General features: G+C 73.8%; 21 protein-coding genes. 12 read left to right on the forward strand and 9 right to left on the reverse strand.

The genetic code is table 11. From position 1 onward, the window contains the following. On the reverse strand, positions 1 to 1,984 hold a 1,984-nt coding region (gene pabB, locus BGP03_RS06370; protein ID WP_299735818.1), incomplete at its 3' end, for an aminodeoxychorismate synthase component I. Positions 1,985 to 2,348: 364 nt separating this feature from the next. Here pabB and BGP03_RS06375 point away from each other — a divergent pair. Then, a complete protein-coding gene (locus BGP03_RS06375) occupies positions 2,349 to 3,098 on the forward strand; it encodes an aminotransferase class IV (protein ID WP_298796664.1) in 750 nt (249 codons plus the stop codon). A 7-nt stretch (positions 3,099 to 3,105) separates the two neighbouring features. Here the strand turns inward: BGP03_RS06375 and BGP03_RS06380 are convergent, their stop codons facing one another. Next, positions 3,106 to 4,290 carry an MFS transporter gene (locus BGP03_RS06380; RefSeq protein ID WP_298796663.1) on the reverse strand — a complete coding sequence of 395 codons (1,185 nt, stop codon included), beginning with the start codon at positions 4,288 to 4,290 and terminating at the stop codon, positions 3,106 to 3,108. Positions 4,291 to 4,372: 82 nt separating this feature from the next. Between BGP03_RS06380 and BGP03_RS06385 the strand changes: the two genes are divergently transcribed. The 5 genes from BGP03_RS06385 to BGP03_RS06405 are packed head-to-tail and all read left to right on the forward strand — an operon-like array spanning position 4,373 to position 9,797. Further along, a complete protein-coding gene (locus tag BGP03_RS06385; protein ID WP_298796661.1) occupies positions 4,373 to 5,035 on the forward strand; it encodes a GntR family transcriptional regulator in 663 nt (220 codons plus the stop codon). 40 nt (positions 5,036 to 5,075) lie between these two features. Then, complete coding sequence (locus BGP03_RS06390) at positions 5,076 to 5,921, forward strand: dihydrodipicolinate synthase family protein (RefSeq protein ID WP_296375632.1); 846 nt, start codon at positions 5,076 to 5,078, stop codon at positions 5,919 to 5,921. Continuing rightward, positions 5,918 to 6,685: an exo-alpha-sialidase gene (locus BGP03_RS06395; RefSeq protein WP_298796659.1), complete on the forward strand. Its 768-nt coding sequence runs from the start codon at positions 5,918 to 5,920 to the stop codon at positions 6,683 to 6,685. Before BGP03_RS06390 ends, BGP03_RS06395 begins: the two co-directional genes overlap by 4 nt. 2 nt (positions 6,686 to 6,687) lie before the next feature. Beyond that, the gene (locus BGP03_RS06400) at positions 6,688 to 8,322 is read left to right on the forward strand and encodes a fucose isomerase (protein ID WP_298796657.1); all 1,635 of its coding nucleotides are present in this window, start codon (positions 6,688 to 6,690) and stop codon (positions 8,320 to 8,322) included. Further along, positions 8,319 to 9,797 (forward strand): FGGY-family carbohydrate kinase, encoded by a 1,479-nt coding sequence (locus tag BGP03_RS06405; RefSeq protein WP_296375629.1) that lies wholly within the window; start codon positions 8,319 to 8,321, stop codon positions 9,795 to 9,797. The genes BGP03_RS06400 and BGP03_RS06405 overlap by 4 nt, the downstream gene beginning before the upstream one ends. Here the strand turns inward: BGP03_RS06405 and BGP03_RS06410 are convergent. Then, entirely contained in the window at positions 9,703 to 10,572 is an 870-nt protein-coding gene (locus BGP03_RS06410; RefSeq protein WP_298796655.1) for an SDR family oxidoreductase, read from the reverse strand. The genes BGP03_RS06405 and BGP03_RS06410 overlap by 95 nt on opposite strands. 244 nt (positions 10,573 to 10,816) lie before the next feature. Between BGP03_RS06410 and BGP03_RS06415 the strand changes: the two genes are divergently transcribed. Continuing rightward, the gene (locus BGP03_RS06415) at positions 10,817 to 11,173 is read left to right on the forward strand and encodes a hypothetical protein (protein ID WP_296375627.1); all 357 of its coding nucleotides are present in this window, start codon (positions 10,817 to 10,819) and stop codon (positions 11,171 to 11,173) included. Here the strand turns inward: BGP03_RS06415 and BGP03_RS06420 are convergent. Continuing rightward, positions 11,127 to 12,179 (reverse strand): glycoside hydrolase family 172 protein, encoded by a 1,053-nt coding sequence (locus BGP03_RS06420; protein ID WP_298796653.1) that lies wholly within the window; start codon positions 12,177 to 12,179, stop codon positions 11,127 to 11,129. The two genes, BGP03_RS06415 and BGP03_RS06420, sit on opposite strands and share 47 nt — an antisense overlap. A gap of 73 nt (positions 12,180 to 12,252) precedes the next feature. On the opposite strand from BGP03_RS06420, the gene BGP03_RS06425 reads away from it, so the two are divergent. Genes BGP03_RS06425 through BGP03_RS06440 form a run of 4 tightly spaced genes read left to right on the forward strand, consistent with a single transcriptional unit; the run spans position 12,253 to position 15,953 of the window. Further along, positions 12,253 to 13,344 carry a DUF2252 family protein gene (locus BGP03_RS06425; protein WP_298796651.1) on the forward strand — a complete coding sequence of 364 codons (1,092 nt, stop codon included), beginning with the start codon at positions 12,253 to 12,255 and terminating at the stop codon, positions 13,342 to 13,344. After that, positions 13,341 to 14,489 (forward strand): cation:proton antiporter, encoded by a 1,149-nt coding sequence (locus BGP03_RS06430; protein ID WP_298796649.1) that lies wholly within the window; start codon positions 13,341 to 13,343, stop codon positions 14,487 to 14,489. The genes BGP03_RS06425 and BGP03_RS06430 overlap by 4 nt, the downstream gene beginning before the upstream one ends. A 2-nt stretch (positions 14,490 to 14,491) precedes the next feature. Further along, entirely contained in the window at positions 14,492 to 15,022 is a 531-nt protein-coding gene (gene idi, locus BGP03_RS06435) for an isopentenyl-diphosphate Delta-isomerase (protein ID WP_363093303.1), read from the forward strand. Then, on the forward strand, positions 15,015 to 15,953 hold the full coding sequence (locus tag BGP03_RS06440; protein WP_298796645.1) for a ribose-phosphate pyrophosphokinase: 939 nt from the start codon (positions 15,015 to 15,017) through the stop codon (positions 15,951 to 15,953). The genes idi and BGP03_RS06440 overlap by 8 nt, the downstream gene beginning before the upstream one ends. On the opposite strand, the gene BGP03_RS06445 is transcribed toward BGP03_RS06440, so the two are convergent. Beyond that, entirely contained in the window at positions 15,928 to 16,647 is a 720-nt protein-coding gene (locus BGP03_RS06445) for an aldolase/citrate lyase family protein (RefSeq protein ID WP_296375619.1), read from the reverse strand. The two genes, BGP03_RS06440 and BGP03_RS06445, sit on opposite strands and share 26 nt — an antisense overlap. 29 nt (positions 16,648 to 16,676) lie before the next feature. Here BGP03_RS06445 and BGP03_RS06450 point away from each other — a divergent pair, with 29 nt between their 5' ends. Then, positions 16,677 to 17,051, forward strand: coding sequence for a tautomerase family protein (locus BGP03_RS06450; RefSeq protein WP_296375617.1), 375 nt, complete (start codon positions 16,677 to 16,679; stop codon positions 17,049 to 17,051). On the opposite strand, the gene BGP03_RS06455 is transcribed toward BGP03_RS06450, so the two are convergent. From BGP03_RS06455 to BGP03_RS06470, 4 genes are all read right to left on the reverse strand, one after another. Next, positions 17,023 to 19,608, reverse strand: a complete 2,586-nt coding sequence (locus BGP03_RS06455) for a PEP/pyruvate-binding domain-containing protein (RefSeq protein WP_298796642.1) — start codon at positions 19,606 to 19,608, stop codon at positions 17,023 to 17,025. The genes BGP03_RS06450 and BGP03_RS06455 overlap by 29 nt on opposite strands. A 117-nt stretch (positions 19,609 to 19,725) precedes the next feature. Beyond that, positions 19,726 to 20,259: an NAD(P)H-dependent oxidoreductase gene (locus BGP03_RS06460; RefSeq protein ID WP_296375612.1), complete on the reverse strand. Its 534-nt coding sequence runs from the start codon at positions 20,257 to 20,259 to the stop codon at positions 19,726 to 19,728. After that, a complete protein-coding gene (locus BGP03_RS06465; RefSeq protein ID WP_298796640.1) occupies positions 20,256 to 20,771 on the reverse strand; it encodes a flavin reductase family protein in 516 nt (171 codons plus the stop codon). The genes BGP03_RS06460 and BGP03_RS06465 overlap by 4 nt, the downstream gene beginning before the upstream one ends. 203 nt (positions 20,772 to 20,974) lie before the next feature. Beyond that, on the reverse strand, positions 20,975 to 22,015 hold the full coding sequence (locus tag BGP03_RS06470) for a sigma-70 family RNA polymerase sigma factor (protein WP_296375609.1): 1,041 nt from the start codon (positions 22,013 to 22,015) through the stop codon (positions 20,975 to 20,977). Positions 22,016 to 22,048 lie beyond the last annotated feature (33 nt).

A 22,048-nucleotide genomic window follows, 5' to 3' on the forward strand; every position in this document is an offset into this window, starting at 1 on the left:
TCACCACGGACGTGCGGATGACGATGCTGAGGTCCACCGAGCCGGTGAGCGACAGGTAGCCCAGCGCGCCGGAGTAGACGCCGCGCGGGCCGGCCTCGAGCTCGTCGATGATCTGCATGGTGCGGATCTTCGGGGCGCCGGTCATCGAGCCGCCCGGGAACGCCGCGCGGATGCAGTCCACCGCGGTGACGTCGTCGCGCAGCTGCGCCCGCACCGTGCTGACGAGCTGGTGCACCGTCGCGTACGTCTCGACGTCGAAGATCCTGGGCACCTCGACCGACCCGGGCTTCGCGCAGATGCTCAGGTCGTTGCGCACCAGGTCGACGATCATGAGGTTCTCGGCGCGGTCCTTCTCGCTCCGCGAGAGGTCCTCGACCAGCGCCTGGTCCTCCTCGGGGGTGGCGCCGCGCGGCCGGGTGCCCTTGATCGGCTTCGACTCGACGGCGCCCTCGGCGGAGACGGACAGGAACCGCTCCGGCGAGGTGCTGAGCACCGACAGGTCGCCCATCTTCAGGTACGACGCGAACGGCGCGGGGCTCTCGCGGCGCAGGAACCGGTAGGCCTGCCAGGGGTCGAGGGTGCCCTTGCCGGTGACCATGTTGGTCAGGCAGACCTCGTAGGTCTCGCCGGCGTGGATCGCCCGCTGGCAGTCCTCGATCAGCTCCAGGTAGCGGTTGCGGTCGTGGCGCAGCTTCAGCTCGCCGATCTCCGAGCTGATCTCGGCGGCGCCACGGTCGTCGTCCGCGTCGGCGGGCAGGTTCGCCAGCCGCTCCCAGGTGGCGTGCATCCACTCGTGGGACGGCATGTCGTCGCCGTCCTCGGCCAGCGCGAGCAGGTGCACCGTGCCGGTGGCGTGGTCCACGACCATGGCGCGGTCGGCGAAGATCATCGCGGCGTCGGGGTCGTTGGAGCGGTGGGCCCGGTCGCCGCCGCACTCGGCCTTGAGCTCGTAGCCGAGGTAGCCGACCCAGCCCAGCGCGAACGAGAACGGCAGGTCCGGGACGGTGACGTCGAGCGAGCGCAGGTCGGCGTCGAGCCAGTCGTAGAAGCCGCTCCGCACGACGCTCGTGCCCGAGGCGGCGCTGTCTTGCGCCTCCGCGGGACCGAGCACGTCGGCGCCGGTCAGCGCGATCTCGCCCGTCCACACGTCGGCCTTCGCGACGCGGGCCAGCGGGCCCGACGCGTCGCCGAGGATGGAGAAGCGGCCGAGGGTGGGGTCCTGCTTGCTGCTGTCGAGCCAGAAGGAGTGCTCGGCGTCGCCGAACAGCTCGCGGAACGCGGTCTCGACCGGCAGCACGACCTCGCGGCTCTCGGCCAGCACGGTCAGCCGGCGGAACGGCGCGACCTGGCGGTCGCGGACGGGGATGGCCGGGGCGGTGGCGCCGGCCTCGCGCGGGTGCTCGGCGCGCCAGGCCCGGGTGAGCTCGGCGAAGTTGCGCAGCAGCTCCATGCCTTGCTCGGTCTGGATCGACTCGGGGTGGAACTGCACGCCCCACGCCGGGCGGGTGCGGTGCCGCACGCCCATCACGAGGCCGCTCTCGGTGCGCGCCGTGACCTCCAGGTCGGCGGGCACCTTCGTGACCGTCAGCGAGTGGTAGCGGACGACCCGCAGGGGGTTGGGCAGGCCGGCGAACAGGTCGGCGTCGTCGTGCAGCACGTCGGACTCACGGCCGTGGTACGGCTCGGGGGCGAGGTCCACCTCGCCGCCCCACATCAACGACAGGCCCTGGTGGCCGAGGCACACGCCGAGCAGCGGAATGGGGGAATGGAGCACGGCCTCGCGGCTGAAACCGAAATCGGCCTCCCGTCCCGGATGCCCGGGCCCGGGGGAGACCACGACATTGTCGAATGCGTTCAGATCCTCGACGGTCCAGCCGGGTTCGTCGTTGTGCACGACGGTCGGCTCGCACCCGTTGATCTCGGCCAGATAGTGGGCGAGGTTGTAGGTGAAGGAGTCGTAGTTGTCGATGATCAGCGTTCGCATGCCGTCCCTTCCAGGGAGCTCGGTGAAACGGTCGAGCACCGCCGGGGCCCGGGAGGTGATGGGTCGCGAGGCGGGGAGCAAACCTCGTGACCTGTACGGGAGCGGTCCGGGCGCGGTCCTGCGGGCTCTACACGGTCGCCTCACTAACCCCGGTGGCGACGCCTGCCTCAGCATGGCCGTCGCTCATCACGCAGGTCCTCCCGTCGGCGGTGACGGGCAGGAGAAGGCGGTGGAACGGCGTCACCGTATCGTGGTTGGATCAGTGCGCGCGACGGGGTCCCTTCTGTTCCCGGTTCGGTGGGGGTTCATTCTTCTCCCACGCCAGGGGCGGAAATTGACCGGACAACTTCCAGGGAGCGCAGGCATGGTCGAGGACGTTCTCGTCTGGGACGGATCGGGCCTGCGGCCCGCCGATGCGGGCACGGACCTGCTGGTCGCCGACTCCTGGCTCGTGGACGACGGCGCGATCGCCGGGCTGGGGCACCACCGGGACCGCTTCGTCACGGCGTGTCGCGCCGCGGGCGTGTCCGCCGGCGCGTTCTTCGACGCCGTCCCGGCCCACCTGCCGACGCACGGGCGGCTGTTCCCCCGCGTCGAGCTCGGGGCGGGGGCCGAGCTGCGGCTGCGGGTCCGGCCCGCGCCCCCGACCGGCACCGAGGTCGTGCTCGCCCCGCACCCCGGGCCCGACCCGCGCGTCGCCCCGCGCACCAAGGGGCCCGACCTCGTGATGCTGGGCGGCGTGCGGGCGCGGGCGGCGGAGCTGGGTGCGGGGGAGGCCGTGCTCTGCACCGCCGACGGCACGCTGCTGGAGGGTGCCTACAGCGCGGTCGTCTGGTGGCGGGGCGATGTGCTGTGCGTTCCGGCCGCTGACCTGCCGGTTCTCGACAGCGTGACGCGCCGGAGGATCGTCGACGAGGCCGCCCGCCGAGGGGTCGAGGTGCGGCGCGAGCGGGTCGTCCCGGCCGACCTCGACGGCCTGGAGACCTGGTCGCTCAGCGCCCTGCACGGCATCCGGGCCGTCACCGGCTGGCGGGGCTGCGCGGTGACAGCCGGAGCGGTCGAGCGGGCGGAGACGTGGCGCGGCTACCTGGCCGCCGAGCTCACGTCCGTCTGAGGTTGCCTCAGGCGTCCGCCTTTTCGACGACCGGTGTCGCCGACGTCGCCCGGAGGTCGCGGCGGAACGTCTCGGGCGCCTTCCAGACCGACACCATCGTGATCAGTGCTCCGACCATCACGTAGCCGGCGACGAGCGGCCAGCGCGTGCCGCCCGGTCCGGCCAGCGCCGTCGCGATGAACGGGGTGAGCCCGCCCGCCAGGATCGACGCGATCTCGCGGCCCGCCGCGGCCCCCGTGTAGCGGCGGTCGGCGGGGAACAGTTCCGCGAAGAACGCGGGCTGGATCGCGTTGATGGCATTGTGCCCGACGTTCAGGACGAGGACGTATCCGAGTGTGATCAGCAGGAACGACCCCGACTGCAGCATTCCGAAGAACGGGAACGCCATCACGAACACCACCGCGGCGCCGAAGAAGTAGACGGGCCGGCGCCCGACGCGGTCGGAGATGGTGGCGAACACCCCGTGGGCCACGAACGCGAGCACCGACGCGATGAGGATCGCGGTGTTGAGGACGCTCTTGTCGATCCCGAGCGCCGTGCTGCCGTAGGACAGCGCGAACACGGTCAGCAGGAAGTAGGGCAGCGCCTCGGCGAAGCGCAGACCGATGATCAGCAGCAGGTTGCGCCGGTCGTCGACGAAGGTGGCACGGATGGTGCCGCGCTGCTTCACGGCCGGCCGCACCGGGGCGACGGCGTCGGTGAACACCGGGCTCTCGTGCAGCGTGCGCCGCATCCAGAACGTCACGACGAGGATCACGGCCGAGAGCAGGAACGGCACCCGCCAGCCCCAGCTGAGCAGCTGGTCCTGCGGCAGCGTGTAGACCCAGGCGAAGACGCCGGTGATGAGGATCTGCGCGGAGAAGTCGCCGGTGTTGGGCCAGGCGCTGAAGAACCCGCGCCGCTCCGGGGGCGCCGACTCCAGCACGATGATCATCGAGCCGCCCCACTCGCCGCCGACCGCGAAGCCCTGCACGAGGCGCAGGAGCACGAGCAGCAGCGGGGCGAACACGCCGATCGTCGCGGCGCCGGGCAGCAGCCCGATGAGGATCGTCGACAGGCCCATCACGGTGAGCGTGATGAGCAGCGTCGACTTGCGGCCGGCGAGGTCGCCGCGGCGGCCGAAGAACAGCCCGCCGAGCGGCCGCGCGAGGAAGCCGACGGCGAACGTGCCGAACGCGGCGATTGTGGCCACGTTTACGGTTAACCGTCAACGGTCAACGTTGACCGTCGACCGGGCGGGCCCTAGGCTGGTGTCACCGAGCAAGGGAGTCCCGATGATCGTCACCCCGGTCCGTCAGCCGCCGCTCGGCGAGCAGCTGCTCGGCCAGCTGCGGGCACTGATCGTGCGGGGCGAGCTCGCCGAGGGCACGCACCTGGTCGAGGGCTGGATGGCCGAGCGGTTCGGCGTCAGCCGCGGCCCGGTCCGGGATGCGTTGAAGCAGCTGGAGATCGAGGGCCTGGTCGAGACGCGCAAGCGCGGCGTCTCGGTCCGGGGGCTCACCGACACCGACATCGTCGAGCTCTACGCCGTGCGCGGCGCGCTCGAGACGTTGGCGGTGCGCGAGGTGATCGCGCGGGCGGCGGAGGCCGACTGGGCGCCGCTCGACGACGCCGTCGCCGTGATGCGCGAGGCGGCCGCCGCGGCCGACCCGGTCCGGTTCGGCGCCGCCGACCTCGACTTCCACAGCGGCTTCTACGCGATCGCGGCCAACCGCAGGCTCGCGTCCACGTGGGCGCTGCACCGGCCGCTGTTCGCCGCGATGCTGGCGGTGACCAACACCGACCGCGACCTCGCCCCCGTCGCCCAGGACCACGCCGACCTGTCGGCGGTGGTCCGCTCCGGGGAGGTGGAGCCGGCGCTGGCCGCGCTGGCCGTGCACCTCGACGGCTCCTGCTCGCGCATGCGGGCCTTCATGGCCACCCGCTCGGCCGCCTGAATCCTCCGACCCGACGATGCGAGGCCCCACCGTGCCCGAAGTGCTCTCCGCCGTCCCCACCCTCTTCGACGACGCCGGCGAGGTCGACCTCGCCGCCACCGCCGCCCACCACGCCTGGCTGCACGGCCGCGTCGACGGCGTGTTCGTCGCCGGCACCACCGGCGAGTTCCCGGCGCTGGACCGCACCGAGCGCCGCGCCCTCGCGTCGGCCGCGCTGGACGTCTTCGGCCCCGAGCACGTCGTCGTGCACGTCGGCGCCGCCAGCACCCGCGACACGATGGCCCTGACCCGCGACGCCGTGGCCCTGGGCGTGCGCCGCCTCGCCGTGCTCACGCCGTACTACCTGCCCGCCGACGTCGACGCGGTCACGCGGCACTTCGCGGCGACGACGGCCGCGGCCGGCCCCGCGGCGGTGTACGGGTACCTGTTCACCGAGCGCAGCGGCGTCACCGTCACGCCGTCGGAGTTCGGGCGGATCGCGGCCGAGACCGGGCTGGCCGGGGCCAAGCTCTCCGGGGCCGCCAACGACCGCGTGGGGGAGTACATCGAGGCCCTGCCCGCCGGTGGGCGGTTGTGGTCGGGCGCCGACACCACGCTCGCCGCGGTGGTACGGGCCGGCGGCGCGGGCATCGTGTCCGGGCTGTCGGCGGCGTTCCCGGAACCGTTCATGGCGCTGGCTGCCGCCGGGGACGCCGGTGACGCGGAGGCCGAGCGGGAGGCCCAGGCGCAGGCCGACGCCGTGCTCGCCGCGCTGCGGGGATCGGTGGAGGGCATCAAGTACGCGCTGGCGCTGCTCGGCCACGGCAACGGCGCGCTGCGCATGACCTCGCCCGCCGTCCCGGACCCGGAGGCGATCGCCCGGCTCGTGCCGGCCGCGGTGTCGTGAAGCGCGAGTTCCTCACCCTGGACGACCCGCGCTGGACGCAGTGCCACGCCGGCACCGTCGCGGCGGTGGACGACCGGCCCGTCGCCGCCTGGTTCGCCGGCACCCGGGAGGGCACGCCGGACAACCGGATCGTCGTCTGGCGCGACGGCTCGACCCACGTGCTCGACACCGGCCGCGACGTCGCCCACTGGAACCCCGTGCTGGCCCCCGGCCCGGCCGACGACCTGTGGCTGTTCCTGAAGGTGGGCCCGCGCATCTCGGAGTGGACCACGCTCGTCACGCACTCCGACGACGGCGGCGTCACGTGGGACCGGGCGCGCGAGCTCGTGCCCGGCGACGCGTCCGGCGGGCGGGGCCCGGTGAGGAACCCGCCGCTCGTGACGCCCGGCGGCCTGTGGCTCGCGCCCGGATCCGTGGAGCGGTGGGGCGGGCCGGTCCGGTGGGACCCGTTCGTCGACGTCTCCTCCGACGGCGGCACCACCTGGCTGCGCGCGCCGATCCCCGTCGACCACGCCGCGCTGACCGGCGCCGGACACATCCAACCGACGCTCTGGTGGGGCCGCGCTGGTGCTCGACGCCGGCGACGGGGAGGCCGGGTCGGGCCTCCGGCCGGGGACGGCGGCGTCGTCACCGACGGCGTCGGCGAGTACTCCTACCCGTCCGCGGTCCTGGACGGAGATCTTCTTCTCGTGACCTACACCTGGCAGCGTCGTGGCATCGTGCTCGTGACGCTGCCGATCACCGATCTGGAGGACGCACAGTGACGATGTCCGGGACGTACGCCCTGCCCGCCACCCGTCCCGAGCCGACGGCGCCGCCGCGCACCGCGTACATGGTCGCGAGCGGCGACCTGCGCCCCGCGGCCAACGCCGCCGGCTGGCCCGCGCAGGAGGCGCTGGAGAAGGCGGTCAGCTCCGCGTTCGCGGACCTGGGCTGGACGGTGGTCAAGGCCCACGACACGTTCATCGCGAGCCAGCGTCAGGGCCTGGAGGTGTTCGCCACCATCCCGCCGGACGCGCCGCTGATCGTCGCGGAGGCCGTGTGGCAGTACAGCCACCACGTGCTCGCCGGGCTGCGCACCCACCGCGGCCCGATCCTGACCGTCGCCAACTTCGACGGCACCTGGCCCGGCCTGGTCGGGCTGCTCGGCCTCAACGCGGGCCTGACCAAGATGGGGCGGGAGTACTCCACGATCTGGTCGGTGGACTTCACCGACCGCTACTTCCTCGACGCCCTGGCGACATGGGTGGCCGGGGAGCCGATCGTCCACGACGCGTCGCACGTGCGCCCGCTGCCGTCGCTCGCGGCGTCGCCCGAGAAGGAGCTGGGCGTCGCGCTGGCCGAGCAGCTGCTCACCGAGAAGGCCATCGTCGGCGTGTTCGACGAGGGCTGCATGGGCATGTACAACGCGATCATCGACGACGAGCTGCTCAACCCGCTCGGCATCTACAAGGAACGGCTGTCGCAGAGCGCGCTGTTCGCCGAGATGCGGCGCGTCTCCGACGACGAGGCGACGGCGACCCGGACGTGGCTCGAGGACGCCGGGATGACGTTCCGCACCGGTCCCGACGACGCCACCGAGCTCACCGACGGCCAACTCCACGAGCAGATGAAGATGTACGTGGCCGCGCTGCGGATCGCCGACGACTTCGGCCTCGACGCCGTCGGCATCCAGTACCAGCAGGGCCTCAAGGACCTCGCGCCCGCGTCCGACCTGCCGGAAGGGCTGCTCAACAACGTCGCCCGGCCGCCGGTCACCAGCCGCGACGGCTCCCGCGTGCTCTACGACGGCGTCGCGCTGCCGCACTTCAACGAGGACGACGAGGGGGTGGCCGTCGACGCGCTGGTCACCAACCGCGTCTGGACGGCGATGGGCCTGGACCCGGCCACGACGCTGCACGACGTGCGCTGGGGTGAGCAGTACGGGGACGACTTCGTCTGGGTCTACGAGATCTCCGGCTCCGTGCCGCCGTCGCACCTCACCGGCGGCTACGAGGGCGCCACCAGCTGGCGGCAGAACCCCGTCTACTTCCCGGCGGGGGGCGGCACGATCAAGGGCGTCTCGCGGCCGGGGGAGATCGTGTGGTCGCGGCTCTACATCGCCCCGAACACGAACGGCGCTGCCCGCCTGCACCTCGACATCGGGCGCGCGTCGGTCGTCGAGCTGCCGGAGGAGGAGACCGAGCGGCGCTGGGCGGCCACCAACCCGGAGTGGCCGATCGCCCACGTCGTCACGCACGGGGTGAGCCGCGACCAGTTCATGGCGCGGCACAAGGCGAACCACGTGCAGATCGTCTATGCGCCCGACCCGACGTCCGCCGACGCCGGTCTGGTCGCCAAGGCCGCCTTCTTCGACCGGCTCGGCGTCGCCGTGCACCTGTGCGGGGACGTGCGGGTGTGAGCGCCTCCGGCGCCCGCACGACCTTTCTCGGCGTCGACGTGGGCACGGGGAGCACGAAGGGCGTGCTGGTCGACGGTTCCGGCACGGTGCTGGCCACCGCCGTCCGTCCCCACACCGTGTCGCGGCCGCACCCGGGCCACGTCGAGATGGACGCGGACGTCTGGTGGGACGAGTTCGTCTCGATCACCCGGGAGCTCGGGGCCGAGGGTGTCTCGGCCGTCGGGGTCAGCGGGATGGGGCCGTGCGTCGCGCTCGCGAACTCCTGTGACGAGCCGGTCCGTCCCGCCATCCTCTACGGCGTCGACACCCGCGCCACCGAGCAGATCGCGCGCCTGACCACCGAGCTCGGCCGCGACGACGTGCTGGAACGCTGCGGCAGCCTGCTCTCCACGCAGGCCGTCGGGCCGAAGATCGCGTGGGTGGCCGAGCACGAGCCGGAGGTGGCCGCGCGCGCCCGGCGGCTCTACATGCCCGCGTCGTTCCTCGCGCAGCGGCTGACCGGTGCCTACGTGCTCGACCACCACTCCGCCAGCCAGTCGGTGCCGCTCTACGACTCGGTCGCGCAGGCCTGGTACCGGCCGTGGTGTGACCTCGTGGCGCCGGGCATCGAGCTGCCCGAGCTGCGCTGGCCCGGGGACGTGGCCGGGCCGGTCACCGCCGAGGCGGCGGCGGCCACCGGCCTGCCAGTCGGCGTCCCGGTGATCACCGGGACGATCGACGCCTGGACGGAGTCGATCAGCGTCGGCGCCACCGGCGTCGGCGACCTCATGCTCATGTACGGCACCACGATGTTCCTCGTGGCCACCACGGCGCAGCGCCTGCTGGTGCCGGAGCTGTGGAGCACCGTCGGCGCGTTCCCCGGCACCCGCAACCTGGCGGGCGGCATGGCCACCTCGGGCGCGGTCACCGAATGGCTGCGCACGCTGGTGGGTTCACCCGAGCACGCGGAGCTCCAGGCGGAGGCCGAGGCGTCCGGCACCGGAGCGCGGGGGCTGCTGATGCTGCCCTACTTCGCCGGCGAGCGGACCCCGATCGCCGACCCCGACGCCCGCGGCGTCGTCGCGGGCCTCACGGTCTCCCACACCCGCGGCGACCTCTACCGCGCCGCCCTGGAGGCCACCGCGTTCGGCGTGCGGCACAACGTCGAGGCCATGCGCGACGCCGGGGCCGGGGTGCACCGGGTGGTGGCGGTCGGCGGGGGCACGACGTCGGCCCTGTGGCCGCAGATCGTCACCGACGTCACGGGCCTGGAGCAGCACATCCCGACCGTGACGATCGGCGCGAGCTACGGCGCCGCCCACCTCGCCGCCCGAGCGGTGGGGGAGGCGGACATCGCGGCGTGGAACCCGGTGCGCGAGGTCCGCACGCCGGACCCGGCGGTCACGGCCCGTTACGACGAGCTGTTCGACCTCTACACGCAGCTCCACCCGGCCACCCGCGACATCGTGCACGCGCTGGCCCGCACGCAGGTGTGAGCCCGCCGGGCCACCCCGACCGCGTCGCCGACATCCCGCCGTCGACGTCGAGGGTGGCGCCGTGCACCATCGCGGCGTCGTCGGAGGCGAGGAAGAGCACGCCCCTCGCGATGTCGTCGGGCCGCACCACGACGCCCGCCGGGGTGCTGGCCGTCATCGCGTCGAGCACCGCCCGGCTGTCCTCGTTGCCCGGGGTCAGGGTCGCGCCCGGGGCCACGGTGTTCACCCGCACGCCGCGCGGCCCGTACTCCGCGGCCCAGCTGCGGGTGAGCTGCTCGTCGGCGGCCTTGGTGGCGGAGTACATCGCCGCGAACGGGATGCCCACCCGCGCCATCCACGAGCCGACGGTGATGATCACGCCGTCGCCGCGGGCGGCCATGGCGGGGGCCAACGCGGCGACCAGCACGTGCGGGGCGCGGACGTTGACCGCGAGCATGGCGTCGAGGTCGTCGTCGGCCAGGTCCTCGGTGCGCGTGGCGGGGTAGATGCCCGCGTTGTTCACGAGGATGTCGACGCGACCGCCCAGCACGTCGGTCGCCGCGGCGGCGAACCCCCGGATCCCGGCGTAGGACCCGGCCAGGTCGGAGACGACGACGTCGGCCCGGCCGCCGGCCTCGCGGATCTCCTTGACGACGGCGTCGCCGCGCGCGGCGTCCCGGCCGGTGACGACGACGTGGGCGCCCTCGGCGGCCAGGGTGCGGGCGACGGCGGCGCCGATGCCGCTGGTGGAGCCGGTGACGATCGCGGTGCGTCCGGTGAGGCGTGGTGTGGTCATGGTCCCAGTCCTACGGGCCGGTCCCGGTGCGGACCAGGGCACGCCAGGACCACCCACGTGGCGACCCGCGTCCCTACGATCGGGGCATGGCACGAGACCGGGTCGCCCTGGGCGCCTTCCTGCTATCCCGCCGTGACGGGCTGACTGCCCGCGATCCTCGGCCGTCCGATGGAGCCGGGCAGCTCGTTCGTGCGCTACCTGTTCCTGGACCCGCTGGCGCGGGGAACGGATCGTCAACCGGGAGGTGTTCGCGGCCGCCGCGGTGGCCGCACTGCGCCGCGAGTCGGGCCGGCGTCCCCACGACCGCCGCCTCGTCGCCCTGATCGCCGGGCTGCGCGCCGCCGACCCGGACGTCGGCCGCTGGTGGGACGACCACACCGTCCGCGACTACGCGTCGGTGGCCAAGCGCATCGACCATCCCACCGCCGGCGCGCTGTCGTTCGACATCGAGATCGTCGCCGCCCCCCACGCCTCCGACCAGCGGCTCGTCGTCTACACCGCGCAACCGGACTCGGACACGGCGCGCATGCTGCCGCTGCTGTCGAGCTGGTCGGCTACAGGGTCTCCAGCTCGTCCGGCGTCGGGGTCGGCGGTCGGGTAGCAGCCGGCGCGTCGAGGTAGAACAGCGCCGTCGAGGCGATGTCGTCGTGCAGGGGCAGGTAGCGGTGCCCGGCCCGCCACCCCAGCGCCTGGACGTCCACGCGCAGGGCCGAGGCGAACCGGATCGGGTCGGCCACGTGCCAGCGGTACATGCCGAAGCGCTGCTGGCTCTCGTAGAGCCCGTCCGGCGTGATGATCTGGTGCAGCCCGAGGTGCGGGGTCGTGTAAGCGGTGTAGCCCTGCCCGGGCACGTCGAAGTTCCAGGCGCCGCCGAAGTAGTCCTCGGTGCCGGTGCCGCAGATCGTGGGGAACTCCCCGTCGCCGTCGAGGTAGTACTTCATCTCGCCCTCACCCCACCACCCCCGCGAGTTGACGCCCCACGCGAGGTAGGTGCCGACGTACTGGCCGGCGCCGGTCACGCCGTCGACCAGTGTGTGCAGAGCCTGCACGACGGGGTTCGACCGGCGCCACTGCGCGTGCAGGTAGCCGCTCGCGGCCTCGTCGGTGCCGGAGTCGTAGGTGACCTGGAAGTAGACGACGGCCGGTGCGTCGGCGAGGTTCTCGACCGTCAGCCGGGCGGAGCGGCGGAACGGCATCGGCCAGTAGCTGTTGAAGCCGCCGTGCGGGTTCACCGCGATCATCGACGAGCTGACCTGCGCGAACCTGCCCCAGCCCTGCCCGAAGAAGTCCCCGACCGGTACCTCGATCGCGGGCTGCCGCGCGCCGTCCCAGAACGCGCGCAGCAGCAGCGAGCGCCAGTGGTTCGTGTGGGTGGTCATCCAGATGTGGGTGATCCGCCCCGGACCCTCGACGTCGGCCAGGTCGATCGTGCCGTTGGCGGGGATCTCGATGCTCGGGGAGATCTTCCAGCCCGGTCCCAGCTCGCGCCCCGGGCCGGACCCGGTGCCCTCGGTGGCCCGGCCGCCCTGCCCGGGCGCCCCGGTCGGGTTCTCCGGGCTGACGGAGCGGGTCACGACCCCCGGACGCAGACGCGAGACGTCAGACACGGCGCGATCATGCTCCTCCGACGACACCCGGTCGAGAGTGGTCAACGCCGGGGCCGCGCGGCACGATGATCGGATGCCCCTGCCCGACGTTCTCGCCGCGACCCGCTCCTACGAGGAGTGGGCCGCCGCGTGCACGCCGATCACGGCCGCAGGGCGGGCCGACCGGCACCGGCTGATGGCGAAGGACCCCTTCGCGTTCCTGCGCGGTTCCTACTACCGCTGGGCCCAGCGCTGGGCGCGGGAGGCCGGGCCGCTCGCCGACGCCGTGCCGGTCCTCGCGGTCGGCGACGCGCACATCGAGAACTTCGGCACCTGGCGCGACGCCGAGGGCCGCCTGGCCTGGGGCGTCAACGACCTCGACGAGGCCGACACCCTGCCGTGGCCGGGTGATCTCGTCCGCCTGCTGGCCAGCGCGATGCTGGCCGCCCGGACGTCGCGACTCGGGATCGCGCCGGCGACGGCGGCCGCCGCGATCCTCAAGGGCTACACGGGAGCGCTGGACGCAGGCGGGGACCCGGTGCTGCTCGACGGCGGCTGCGACGACCTGCACCTGGGCCGCGGCCCGGCCGGTGGCGCCCGGTTCTGGCGGCGGATCGCGAGGCTGCACGCGGCCGGAGACGTGCCGGCGGGCGTCGGCGGGGCCCTGCGCGCGGCCCTGCCCGACGGCACCCGGGGCGTCCGGATCCTGAGCCGGACCGCCGGTATGGGCAGCCGTGACCACCTGCGGTTCGTCGCGGTCGGGACCTGGTCCGGCGGCCCGGTCGCCCGGGAGGTCAAGGCCCTGTCCCCGCCCGCCACGCGGTGGCTGCGCGGCGACCCGCCGGCGGCCGACGCGGCGGGGGCGGGCGGGAAAGAGCTCGCCGGCCGGATCCGGCACTCACCCGACCCCTCCCTGCGCATCGCCCACGGCTGGGTCCTGCGCCGGCTCGCGCCCGACTGCCGGCGCGTCGAGCTGTCGGACCTGCCGGCCGTCCGCAAGGAGAAGCGGCTGCTGCGCGCGATGGGCCGCGAGATCGCGAACGTCCACCTGGCGTCCGTCGACGCCGCGGTGTTGCAGGCCGACCTCGCCGCCCGCCCCGACGGCTGGTTGCTCGAGGCCGCCCGGGGCGCGGTCCACGAGGTGCGGGCCGACTTCGCGGCGTTCGCGGCGGGGAAGCTCCGATGACCTTCGGCATCCTCGCCCTCATCACCGTGGCAGGTCTGGCCGGTCCGCTGCTGGCCTCCCTTCCGCGGCTCGGGATCCCGCTGGTGGTCGGCGAGATCGCGGCGGGCGTCCTGCTGGGGCGCACCGGCTTCGGCCTCATCGACCCCGACCAGCCCACCGTCGCCTTCCTGTCCGACGTCGGGTTCGCGACGCTGATGTTCGTGGTCGGCACCCACCTGCCGCTGCGGGACGCGAAGATGCGTGCGTCGCTGCCCGTCGCCGCCCTGGGCACGGTGCTGGTGCTGGCGCTCGCCGTCCCCGCAGGCTTCCTGCTGACGACGGTCGGGCCGGACCGGCCGTTCGTGCTGGCCGTGCTGGTGGCGACGTCGTCGGCGGCGGTGGCGCTGCCGGTCCTGCAGGGGCTGGGCGCCGACGTGCTCGCGACCCCCGCGGCCGTCGTCGCGACGGCGTGGATCAGCCTCACCGACATCGTCACGGTGCTGGCGGTGCCGCTCGTGCTCGCCACCGGCGCGCTGAGGAAGGTGCTGGCCGGCGCCGGCCTGGTGCTGCTGGCGGGGGTGGCGGTGTTCCTCGTGCTGCGTGCGCTGCGCCGCACCGACCGCATCCACACGGTCCGGAAGATGTCCAAGAACCGCGGCTGGGCCCTGGACCTGCGGATCGGGCTGGGCGTCCTGTTCGCCCTCGCCGCGCTCGCCACCGCGTTCGGCACGAGCATCCTCATCGCCGGCTTCACCGCCGGGGTCGTGCTCGCGGCCACCGGCGAGCCCCGGCGCCTGGCCCAGCAGCTCGTCGGGGTGGCCGAGGGGTTCCTCGTGCCGCTGTTCTTCGTGATCCTCGGCGCCCGGCTGCAGTTCGCGGCGCTGTTCACCTCCGGACGGTCCCTGCTGCTCTTCGCGGGCATCGCGCTGCTCGCCACCGTCGTCCACGTCGTGGTGGCGCTGGTGCTGCGCCGCCCGGTGGCGGTCGGTCTGCTGGGCACGGCGTCGCTCGGCGTGCCGTCGGCGGTGGTGTCGATCGGGCTCGCGCAACGCGTCCTCGACGCGGGCCAGGCGGCGGCGATCGTCAGCGCCGTCCTGGTGACGATCGCGGTTGCGGCGGCCGGCGGCGTGCTGCTGGGGCGGCGCGGCACTACCGTCAGGGCGTGACGATCTCCCCACCCGAACAGGTCGTACTGCTCGACGACGACGGACGCCCGGTCGGTGTCGCCGACAAGGCCACCGTCCACGGTCCCACCACCCCCCTGCACCTGGCCTTCTCCTGCTACGGCTTCGACCCGGCCGGCCGGCTGCTCGTCACCCGCCGGGCGCGGGGCAAGCGCACGTTCCCGGGCGTGCTCACCAACACCTGCTGCGGGCACCCCGCCCCCGGCGAGCCGCTGGAGGAGGCCGTCCAGCGCCGTCTCGACGACGAGCTGGGTCTCGCCGTCACCGGCCTGCGGCTGGTCCTGCCGGACTTCTCCTACCGCGCCTCGGCCGGCGGGATCGAGGAGAACGAGCGCTGTCCCGTGTTCGTCGGCACGGTGGTCGGCGAGCCGCGGCCCCGGCCGGACGAGGTGGACTCCTACGAGTGGTGGACGTGGGACCGGTTCCTGGCCGCGGCCGACGACGCGACGAGCGAGCTCTCGCCGTGGGCGCGCCTGCAGGCGCCCCTGCTCGACGCGGAGCTCCGCGTTGCGTGAGATCACGATCTTCAGCGGCTCGGCGCACCCCGAGCTCGCGGCGGCGATCTGCCACCACCTCGAGGTGCCGCTCGCGCCGAGCCGGGTCACCCGGTTCGCCAACGACTGCCTCGAGGTGCAGCTGCTGGCCAACTGCCGCGAGCGCGACGTGTTCGTCGTGCAGCCGCTCGTGCCGCCGGTGCAGGAGAACCTCGTCGAGCTGCTGCTCATGCTCGACGCCGCCCGCGGCGCGTCGGCCGCGCGGATCACCGTGGTCATGCCGCACTTCGCCTACGCCCGCTCGGACAAGAAGAACGCCCCGCGCATCTCCATCGGCGCGCGGCTGGTGGCCGACCTGCTGCGCACCGCCGGGGCCGACCGCGTCCTGACCATGACCCTGCACTCGCCGCAGGTGCACGGCTTCTTCTCGATGCCGGTGGACCACCTGCACGCCCTGCACGAGCTGGCCGAGCACTTCCGCCGGGTGGACCTCCGCAACGGCGTGGTCGTCTCCCCGGACCTCGGCAACGCCAAGGAGGCCTCGCGGTTCGCCGGGATGCTCGGCGTGCCCGTCGCGGCCGCGGCCAAGGAGCGGCTGGCCGACGACAAGGTCGTGATCAGCTCCATCATCGGCGACGTCCGCGGCCGCGACGTCGTCGTCCTCGACGACGAGATCGCGCGCGGCTCCACGATCATCGAGCTGCTCGACCGCCTCGCCGAGCTGGACGTGGCCTCGGTGCGCGTGGCGTGCACCCACGGCCTGTTCGCCGACGGCGCGCTGGCCCGGATCGGTGAGCGCGACGACGTCGAGGAGATCGTCTGCACCACCACGGTCCCGCTGGCCGACACGTCGAAGAAGCTCACCCGGATCTCCATCGCTCCCGCGCTGGCGGAAGCCGTGCGCCGGATCCACAACGGGGAGTCGGTCAGCGTCCTGTTCGACGAGCACTGAGGAGGTGCTCGGTGGCCACGGCGCGCAGCATCGTGGCCTCGGACATCATCGCAGTGAACGTCGCGCCCATGTCCCGGTAGAGGTGCACGTGGGCGGCGGACGCGCAGTAGATGCCCACCGGGATCCCGGCGTCGCGGCACGCTCCGATGATCGACGCCACCAGCTCGTCGTGCTCCGGACCGCCGTCGAGCGGGAGACGGGCGCCGAGCGCGAGATCCGACGGGCCGATGAAGATCCCGTCGATGTCGTCGACCTCGAGGATGCGGGGCAGGGCGGCGACCGCGGTGGTCGTCTCGACCATGACGACGCACAGCGGCGCCGGCCGTTCGCCCATCCAGTTCACGCGCGTGGGCCCGTAGCTGCGTGAGCCCCGCGGGGGATGGTGGCAGGCCGCGACCGCCGCGTCGGCCTCCTCGGGGGAGTCGACGAGCGGGACGATCACGCCGTCCGCGCCGCGGTCCAGGGCGCGCCCGATCGCGGCCGGCTCGTTGGCCGTGACTCGCACCAGCGACGGGGTACCCGTCGCGCGCAGGGCCTGCAGCATCGGCAGGAGCGCGTCGTCGCCCACGAGGCCGTGCTGCTGGTCGACGCAGACGAAGTCGAACCCGACCGAGCCCATCAGCTCGGCCGTCGCGGACCCGGGCAGCTGCAACCAGCCGCCGACCTGCCCACCGTCGAGACGAAGAGTTCCCACGCGGACACTCTGCCAGGCCAGAATGGGGCATGCCCTTCTACCAGTTCACGATCCCCGCAGGTGGTCCGAGTGCCCGGCGCAAGGCGGAGCTCGCGGCGGCCTTCACGAAGGTCCACACCGAGGTCACCGGAGCCCCGGCCCGGTACGTCAACTGCTCGTTCGTCGAGGTGCCGCCCGGGAGCCTGTTCGTGGCCGGCGAACCCGTCGAGCACGGCCGGATGGTCGGCATCATCCGGGCGGGCCGCACCGAGGCCGTGAAGCGGGAGCTGATCACCGGCCTGGCCGCGGCGTGGGCGGAGGTCACCGGCGAACCCGTCGAGGGATTCGCCCTGTTCCTGCAGGAGGTGCCCGGCCACGCCGTGATGGAGGAGGGCGTCATCCTGCCGGAGGCGTCGGACGACTGATCGCTCCCGCGGCTCCGTCCGCCGTGACCTGCTCGCCCGTGTGCAGGCGCAGGGTGGCGTCGGGGACGCCGACCACCGCCGGGATCCCGTACTCCCGGGCCACCACGGCGCCGTGCGAGTTCGAGCCGCCCATCTCCATCACCAGCCCGCCCGCGGTGAGGAACAGCGGCGTCCAGCCCGGGTCCGTCGACGGTGCGACGAGGATCTCGCCGGGCTCCAGGTGGGCGCCGACGGGGTCGAGCACCACCCGCACCGCGCCCGTCACGGTGCCGGCCGACGCGGCCGTGCCGACCAGGGCGCCGTCGGCGGGCGGGGCGCCCAGCGCCTCGGGCTCGGTGCCGTCCGACAGCAGGACGCGGGGGATGTGCCGGCGGCGCAGCTCACGGGCGTACTCCTCGCGGCGCCGCGCCACGAGCGAGCGGTGGTCGGCGCCGTCCAGCGCGGTGGAGACCTCGCGCAGGTCCAGGAAGAAGACGTCATCGGCCGTGTCGAGCAGCCCCCGGGCCCTGAGCCCCGCGCCGATCGTCGCGAGCGCGGCGCGCGCCCGGGCGAGCAGGAGCACCAGGAAGTCCTTGTGGGTCTCGCGCATCCCGGCGAGCTCGCGGGTGCGGCGCAGCGCGAACCGCACCACGGCCGCCCGCAGCCGGGACCGGCGCCGCACGCGCGCCACCGCCGCGGCCACGGCCTCCTCGGCCGCCGCGGCCCCGCGCCGGAACAGGACGTCGGGGGTCCGCTCCGGGTCGTCGAGCCGCAGGTAGTTGGCCAGCGACCCCAGCACGTGCGACGGGTCGTCGGACCAGCGCGGCATCCCGAGGTCGATCTCGGCCACGGCCCGGTGCCCGTGCTCGGTGAGGAACCCGGCGAGCTCGGCGGCGAGCACCGGCGGTGGCGGGCTCCCGTCGGCCAGCGCGGCCACGGACGCCGGGTCCCGCCGGATGCGGGTGGCCACCGCCCACAGCTCCAGGTCCATCGCGGTGGTGGAGTTGTATGGCAGCGAGCGCAGCACCTCGTGGGTGGCGTCGGCGTCGAGGTCCGGGCCCGCGACCTTCCGGGCCAGCCCCAGCATCACGAACCCGGCCGCGGCCACCGGGGCGGTCGTCGGCAGGATCGGGAACACCTGGCGCAGCAGGTCCACGACGTCGTCGGGCGTCGGGTCGGACGGGGTGGGTGCGGCGCGCAGGCGTTCCCCGATCCGGTCCACGTGCCGGCGCGCGGCCGCCGGCCGGATCAGGGCCAGTGCGAGCAGCGGGGGAATCCGGAAGTGCAGCAGCGTGCGCAGCAGCCGCCGGGCGAACGGCCACGGTGAGCGGTTCAGCACCGACAGCCGGGGATCGTCCATCAGCCCGCGCAGGACCACGGCCGATCGCGTCTCCATGACGTCGAGTGCGCGCGGCACCAGTGCCCGGCCCACGCTGTTGCGCAGTGCCGGCGTCGCGTCGGCGAAACCCCGCCCACCCGCGACCACGAACGCCGGCGGGCCGTCCAGCGGATCGGCCACAGGCACGCCGAACGCGCGGGTCGCTCCGGTCGCGGTGATCACGCGGAACGCCGAGAGGCCCATCGGCGTGAGGGGGCGCGTGAGCCCCTGGGCCAGGCTCACGCAGACGTACACGCGCAGGCCGGGCCGGTTCGCCACGGGCACGGGGTGCAGCGTCGTGATGGGCCGCGACTGGGTCAGCCACAGCGCGCCCGCGGCGTCGATCGCCCACTCGACGTCCTGCGGCGCACCGAAGTGCGCCTCGACGCGACGCCCGAGGGCCACCAGGTCGCGGACCTGCGCGTCGGTCAGGCAGGGCCCGTCGACCGTGCCCGCCACGCGCTCGGTGCCCCCGCCCGCCGTCGCGCGGACGGCCACGGCCTTGTCGCCGACGCGGTGCTCGGCGACCGTCCCGTCGCCCTCGACGACGATGTGGTCGGGGTTCACCGCCCCGGACACGACGGCCTCACCCAGCCCGGGCGCGGCGTCGATCACGGTGCGCGTGCGGCGCCCGCTGACCGGGTCGGCGGTGAACAGCACGCCTGCCACCTGCGCGTCCACCATGCGCTGCACGACGACGGCCAGCTCGGCGTGCGCGACGCCGGCCTCGGCGCGGTAGGCGACGGCGCGGTCGGTCCACAGCGACGCCCAGCAGCGGCGCACGGCGTCGAGCACCGCGCCGATCCCCACGACGTTGAGGAACGTGTCCTGCTGGCCGGCGAAGCTGGCGCCGGGCAGGTCCTCGGCGGTGGCCGACGACCGGACGGCGACGGGCACGTCGGAGCCCAGCTCCGCGTAGGCGGCGGCCACGTCCGTGGCGAGGTCGTCCGCGACCGGGGCGGCCAGCAGCGCGGCCCGCGCCCGTGCACCCAGGTCCGGGCCGGGTACCGCGACCACCGGGGCCAGCCCGGCGGCGTCCGCGGCCCGGACGTAGGCGGCCGTGGTGACGCAGAACCCGCCCGGTACCGCGAACCCCGCCGCGATCATCGCCGCGAGGTTGGCCGCCTTGCCCCCGACGAGCGCAGGCAGCCCGGCGTCGGGATCGTCGAGACCGATCACGGACGCCGTCGTCGCTGCCATGCGGCACGGTAGCGCCACCGGTCAGAGCAATTCGACAGCCGATGAGCTGACGCTGGGACGGGGGGTTCGGTTGGTCTGCGGGTGCGGCGATCATGAGGCCGGCGCGCGGCCCGGCCCTCAGACCTGGGGGGTGATCGCTCCCAGGGCCTTCGAGCCGCGGACCGCCGACGCCAGGTCGGCCAGGGCCGCCCCGTGCGCCGCCGTGAGGGCGGTGCTGGCCTCGTTCAGGGTGGTGCGGTCCTCGTAGCCGGACGGGTCGAAGTACAGGCCGGGCGACAGCACCTGCACGGCGAAGAACCCGGCCAGCACGTTGCGCAGGTCGTTGGTGGCGAGGAAGTGGTGACCGCTCGCCCCGGTGAGGACGGTGGCGGCCACCTTGCCCTGCAGCGGCGCGGTCTTCTCGCCCCACCTGCCGCGCTCGGTGCGCTCGAGCAGGTCCTTGAGCAGGGCGCTGTAGCCGGCCCGGTAGATCGGGCTGCCGAACACGACGGCGTCCGCGCTCTCGATCGCGGCGATCACGTCGGGGAGGGCGGTCTCCGACAGCTCGATCAGCGCGGTCTCCGCCCCGGTGGCCCCGGCCAGGACACCCGCGATCGCGGTGCTCGTGCGGCCGCCCGCGTCGGGTCCGCCCGACACTCCGATGATCCTCACGCGCGGGCCTCCGGGTCGGCGGTGACGCCGTAGCGCCCGCGGTAGAACAGCAGGGGGAGGCGCGTGGCGTCCGCGCCGAGGTCGAGCACGCGCCCGACGGCGATGGTGTGGTCGCCGCCGTCGTGCTCGGCCCACAGCTCGCAGTCCACCCAGGCGCTGACGCCGTCGAGCACCGGTGCGCCCGAAGCCGGGGCGGGCCGCCAGTCCACACCCTCGAACTTGTCGACGCCCGATCGCGCGAACCCGGCGCTGACGTGCTGGTGGTCGGCAGCGAGCACGTTGATGCAGAACGTGCCGACCTCGCGGATCCGCGGCCAGGTCGACGACGTGCGTGCGGGGGAGAAGTTGACCAGAGGCGGGTCGAGGGAGAGCGACGCGAACGACTGACAGGTGAAACCGAGCGGGCCGTCCGGCCCGTCGGCGGTGATGACGACGATGCCGGAGACGAAGTGGCCCAGTACGTCCCGCATCACGGCGGGGGAGACGGGCCCGGGCGGCGCACTGCCTGTCATCCCTCCGACCCTAGGCGCTGCCCTGCGAATCCTCCACCCGGTGTGATCCGCCCACGACCGGGTGAACCGCGGCCGCGTCGTGCCGCCGCGGGCCAGGATCTGCGGTCCCGCGCTGGTAGACAGACGCCCGACCGGCGCCGTCCGTGCTCACGGGGAGCCCATCATCGGACGGCGCCGGTCAGGTTCGGTGCTGGGGGCGGGGATCAGCTGGCGTAGGCGCGCAGCCGCTCCGCCCGGTCGCCGATCCGCAGCTTGGCCATGACCTCGCGCTCGATCTGGCGGACCCGTTCGCGGGAGAGCCCGAAGCGCCGGCCGATCTGGTCGAGCGTGCGCGGCTGGCCGTCGTCGAGGCCGTAGCGCATGCGGATGACGTGCTGCTCGCGGTCCTCCAGGGTGGCCAGCACGCGGCGCAGGTCGTCGTGGAGCAGGTGCGAGATGACCGTGGTCTCGGCGTCGGTGGCCTCGCCGTCCTCGATGAAGTCGCCCAGCGGCGCCTCCTCCTCGGACCCCACCGGCATGTCGAGGCTCACCGGGTCGCGGGCGTGGTCGAGGAGATCGGCGATCTTCTCCTCGGGGATGCCCGACTCCGCGGCGAGCTCCTCGTGGGTGGCGTCGCGGCCCAGCTTCTGGTGCAGGTCGCGCTTGATGCGGGCCAGCTTGTTGACCTGCTCGACGAGGTGCACGGGCAGCCGGATGGTGCGGGCCTGGTCGGCCATGCCGCGCGTGATGGCCTGGCGGATCCACCACGTGGCGTAGGTGGAGAACTTGAAGCCCTTGGCGTAGTCGAACTTCTCGACCGCGCGGATCAGTCCCAGGTTGCCCTCCTGGATGAGGTCGAGCAGCGGCATGCCGCGGCCGGTGTAGCGCTTGGCCAGCGACACGACGAGCCGGAGGTTCGCCTCCAGCAGGTGGTTGCGGGCCCGGCGGCCGTCGCGGACGACCCAGCGCAGGTCGGCGGCGTACTGCCGGTCGAGCTCGGTGCCGTCGGCGGTGGCGGTGTCGATCACGTGCTGCGCGAAGACACCGGCCTCGATGCGCCGCGCGAGCTCGACCTCCTGGGCCGCCGTGAGCAGTGCCGTCTTGCCGATGCCGTTGAGGTACACCCGCACCAGGTCGGCGGCGGGACTCTGGGCGTCGAGGTCCTCGGCGGTGAGCTCGGGACGGCCGGACGCCGGAAGGGTCGACTCGGTGGTCTCGGAGTCGGTACGCTGGGCCGGGATGGCGGTGTCCATGATTGCGGTCATCTGAGTGTTCCTCCCCTGCGCGACCCCGTGCGG

The organism is Pseudonocardia sp. 73-21, from assembly GCF_001899645.1.
Classification (GTDB): domain Bacteria; phylum Actinomycetota; class Actinomycetes; order Mycobacteriales; family Pseudonocardiaceae; genus Pseudonocardia.

Coding starts and splice junctions, on each gene's coding strand:
- BGP03_RS06375 (WP_298796664.1), top strand. CDS start 2,349: ATGGTCGAGGACGTTCTCGTCTGGGACGGATCGGGCCTGCGGCCCGCC.
- BGP03_RS06385 (WP_298796661.1), top strand. CDS start 4,373: ATGATCGTCACCCCGGTCCGTCAGCCGCCGCTCGGCGAGCAGCTGCTC.
- BGP03_RS06400 (WP_298796657.1), top strand. CDS start 6,688: ATGTCCGGGACGTACGCCCTGCCCGCCACCCGTCCCGAGCCGACGGCG.
- BGP03_RS06410 (WP_298796655.1), bottom strand. CDS start 10,572: ATGACCACACCACGCCTCACCGGACGCACCGCGATCGTCACCGGCTCC.
- BGP03_RS06425 (WP_298796651.1), top strand. CDS start 12,253: ATGCCCCTGCCCGACGTTCTCGCCGCGACCCGCTCCTACGAGGAGTGG.
- BGP03_RS06430 (WP_298796649.1), top strand. CDS start 13,341: ATGACCTTCGGCATCCTCGCCCTCATCACCGTGGCAGGTCTGGCCGGT.
- BGP03_RS06450 (WP_296375617.1), top strand. CDS start 16,677: ATGCCCTTCTACCAGTTCACGATCCCCGCAGGTGGTCCGAGTGCCCGG.
- BGP03_RS06455 (WP_298796642.1), bottom strand. CDS start 19,608: ATGGCAGCGACGACGGCGTCCGTGATCGGTCTCGACGATCCCGACGCC.
- BGP03_RS06465 (WP_298796640.1), bottom strand. CDS start 20,771: ATGACAGGCAGTGCGCCGCCCGGGCCCGTCTCCCCCGCCGTGATGCGG.
- BGP03_RS06470 (WP_296375609.1), bottom strand. CDS start 22,015: ATGACCGCAATCATGGACACCGCCATCCCGGCCCAGCGTACCGACTCC.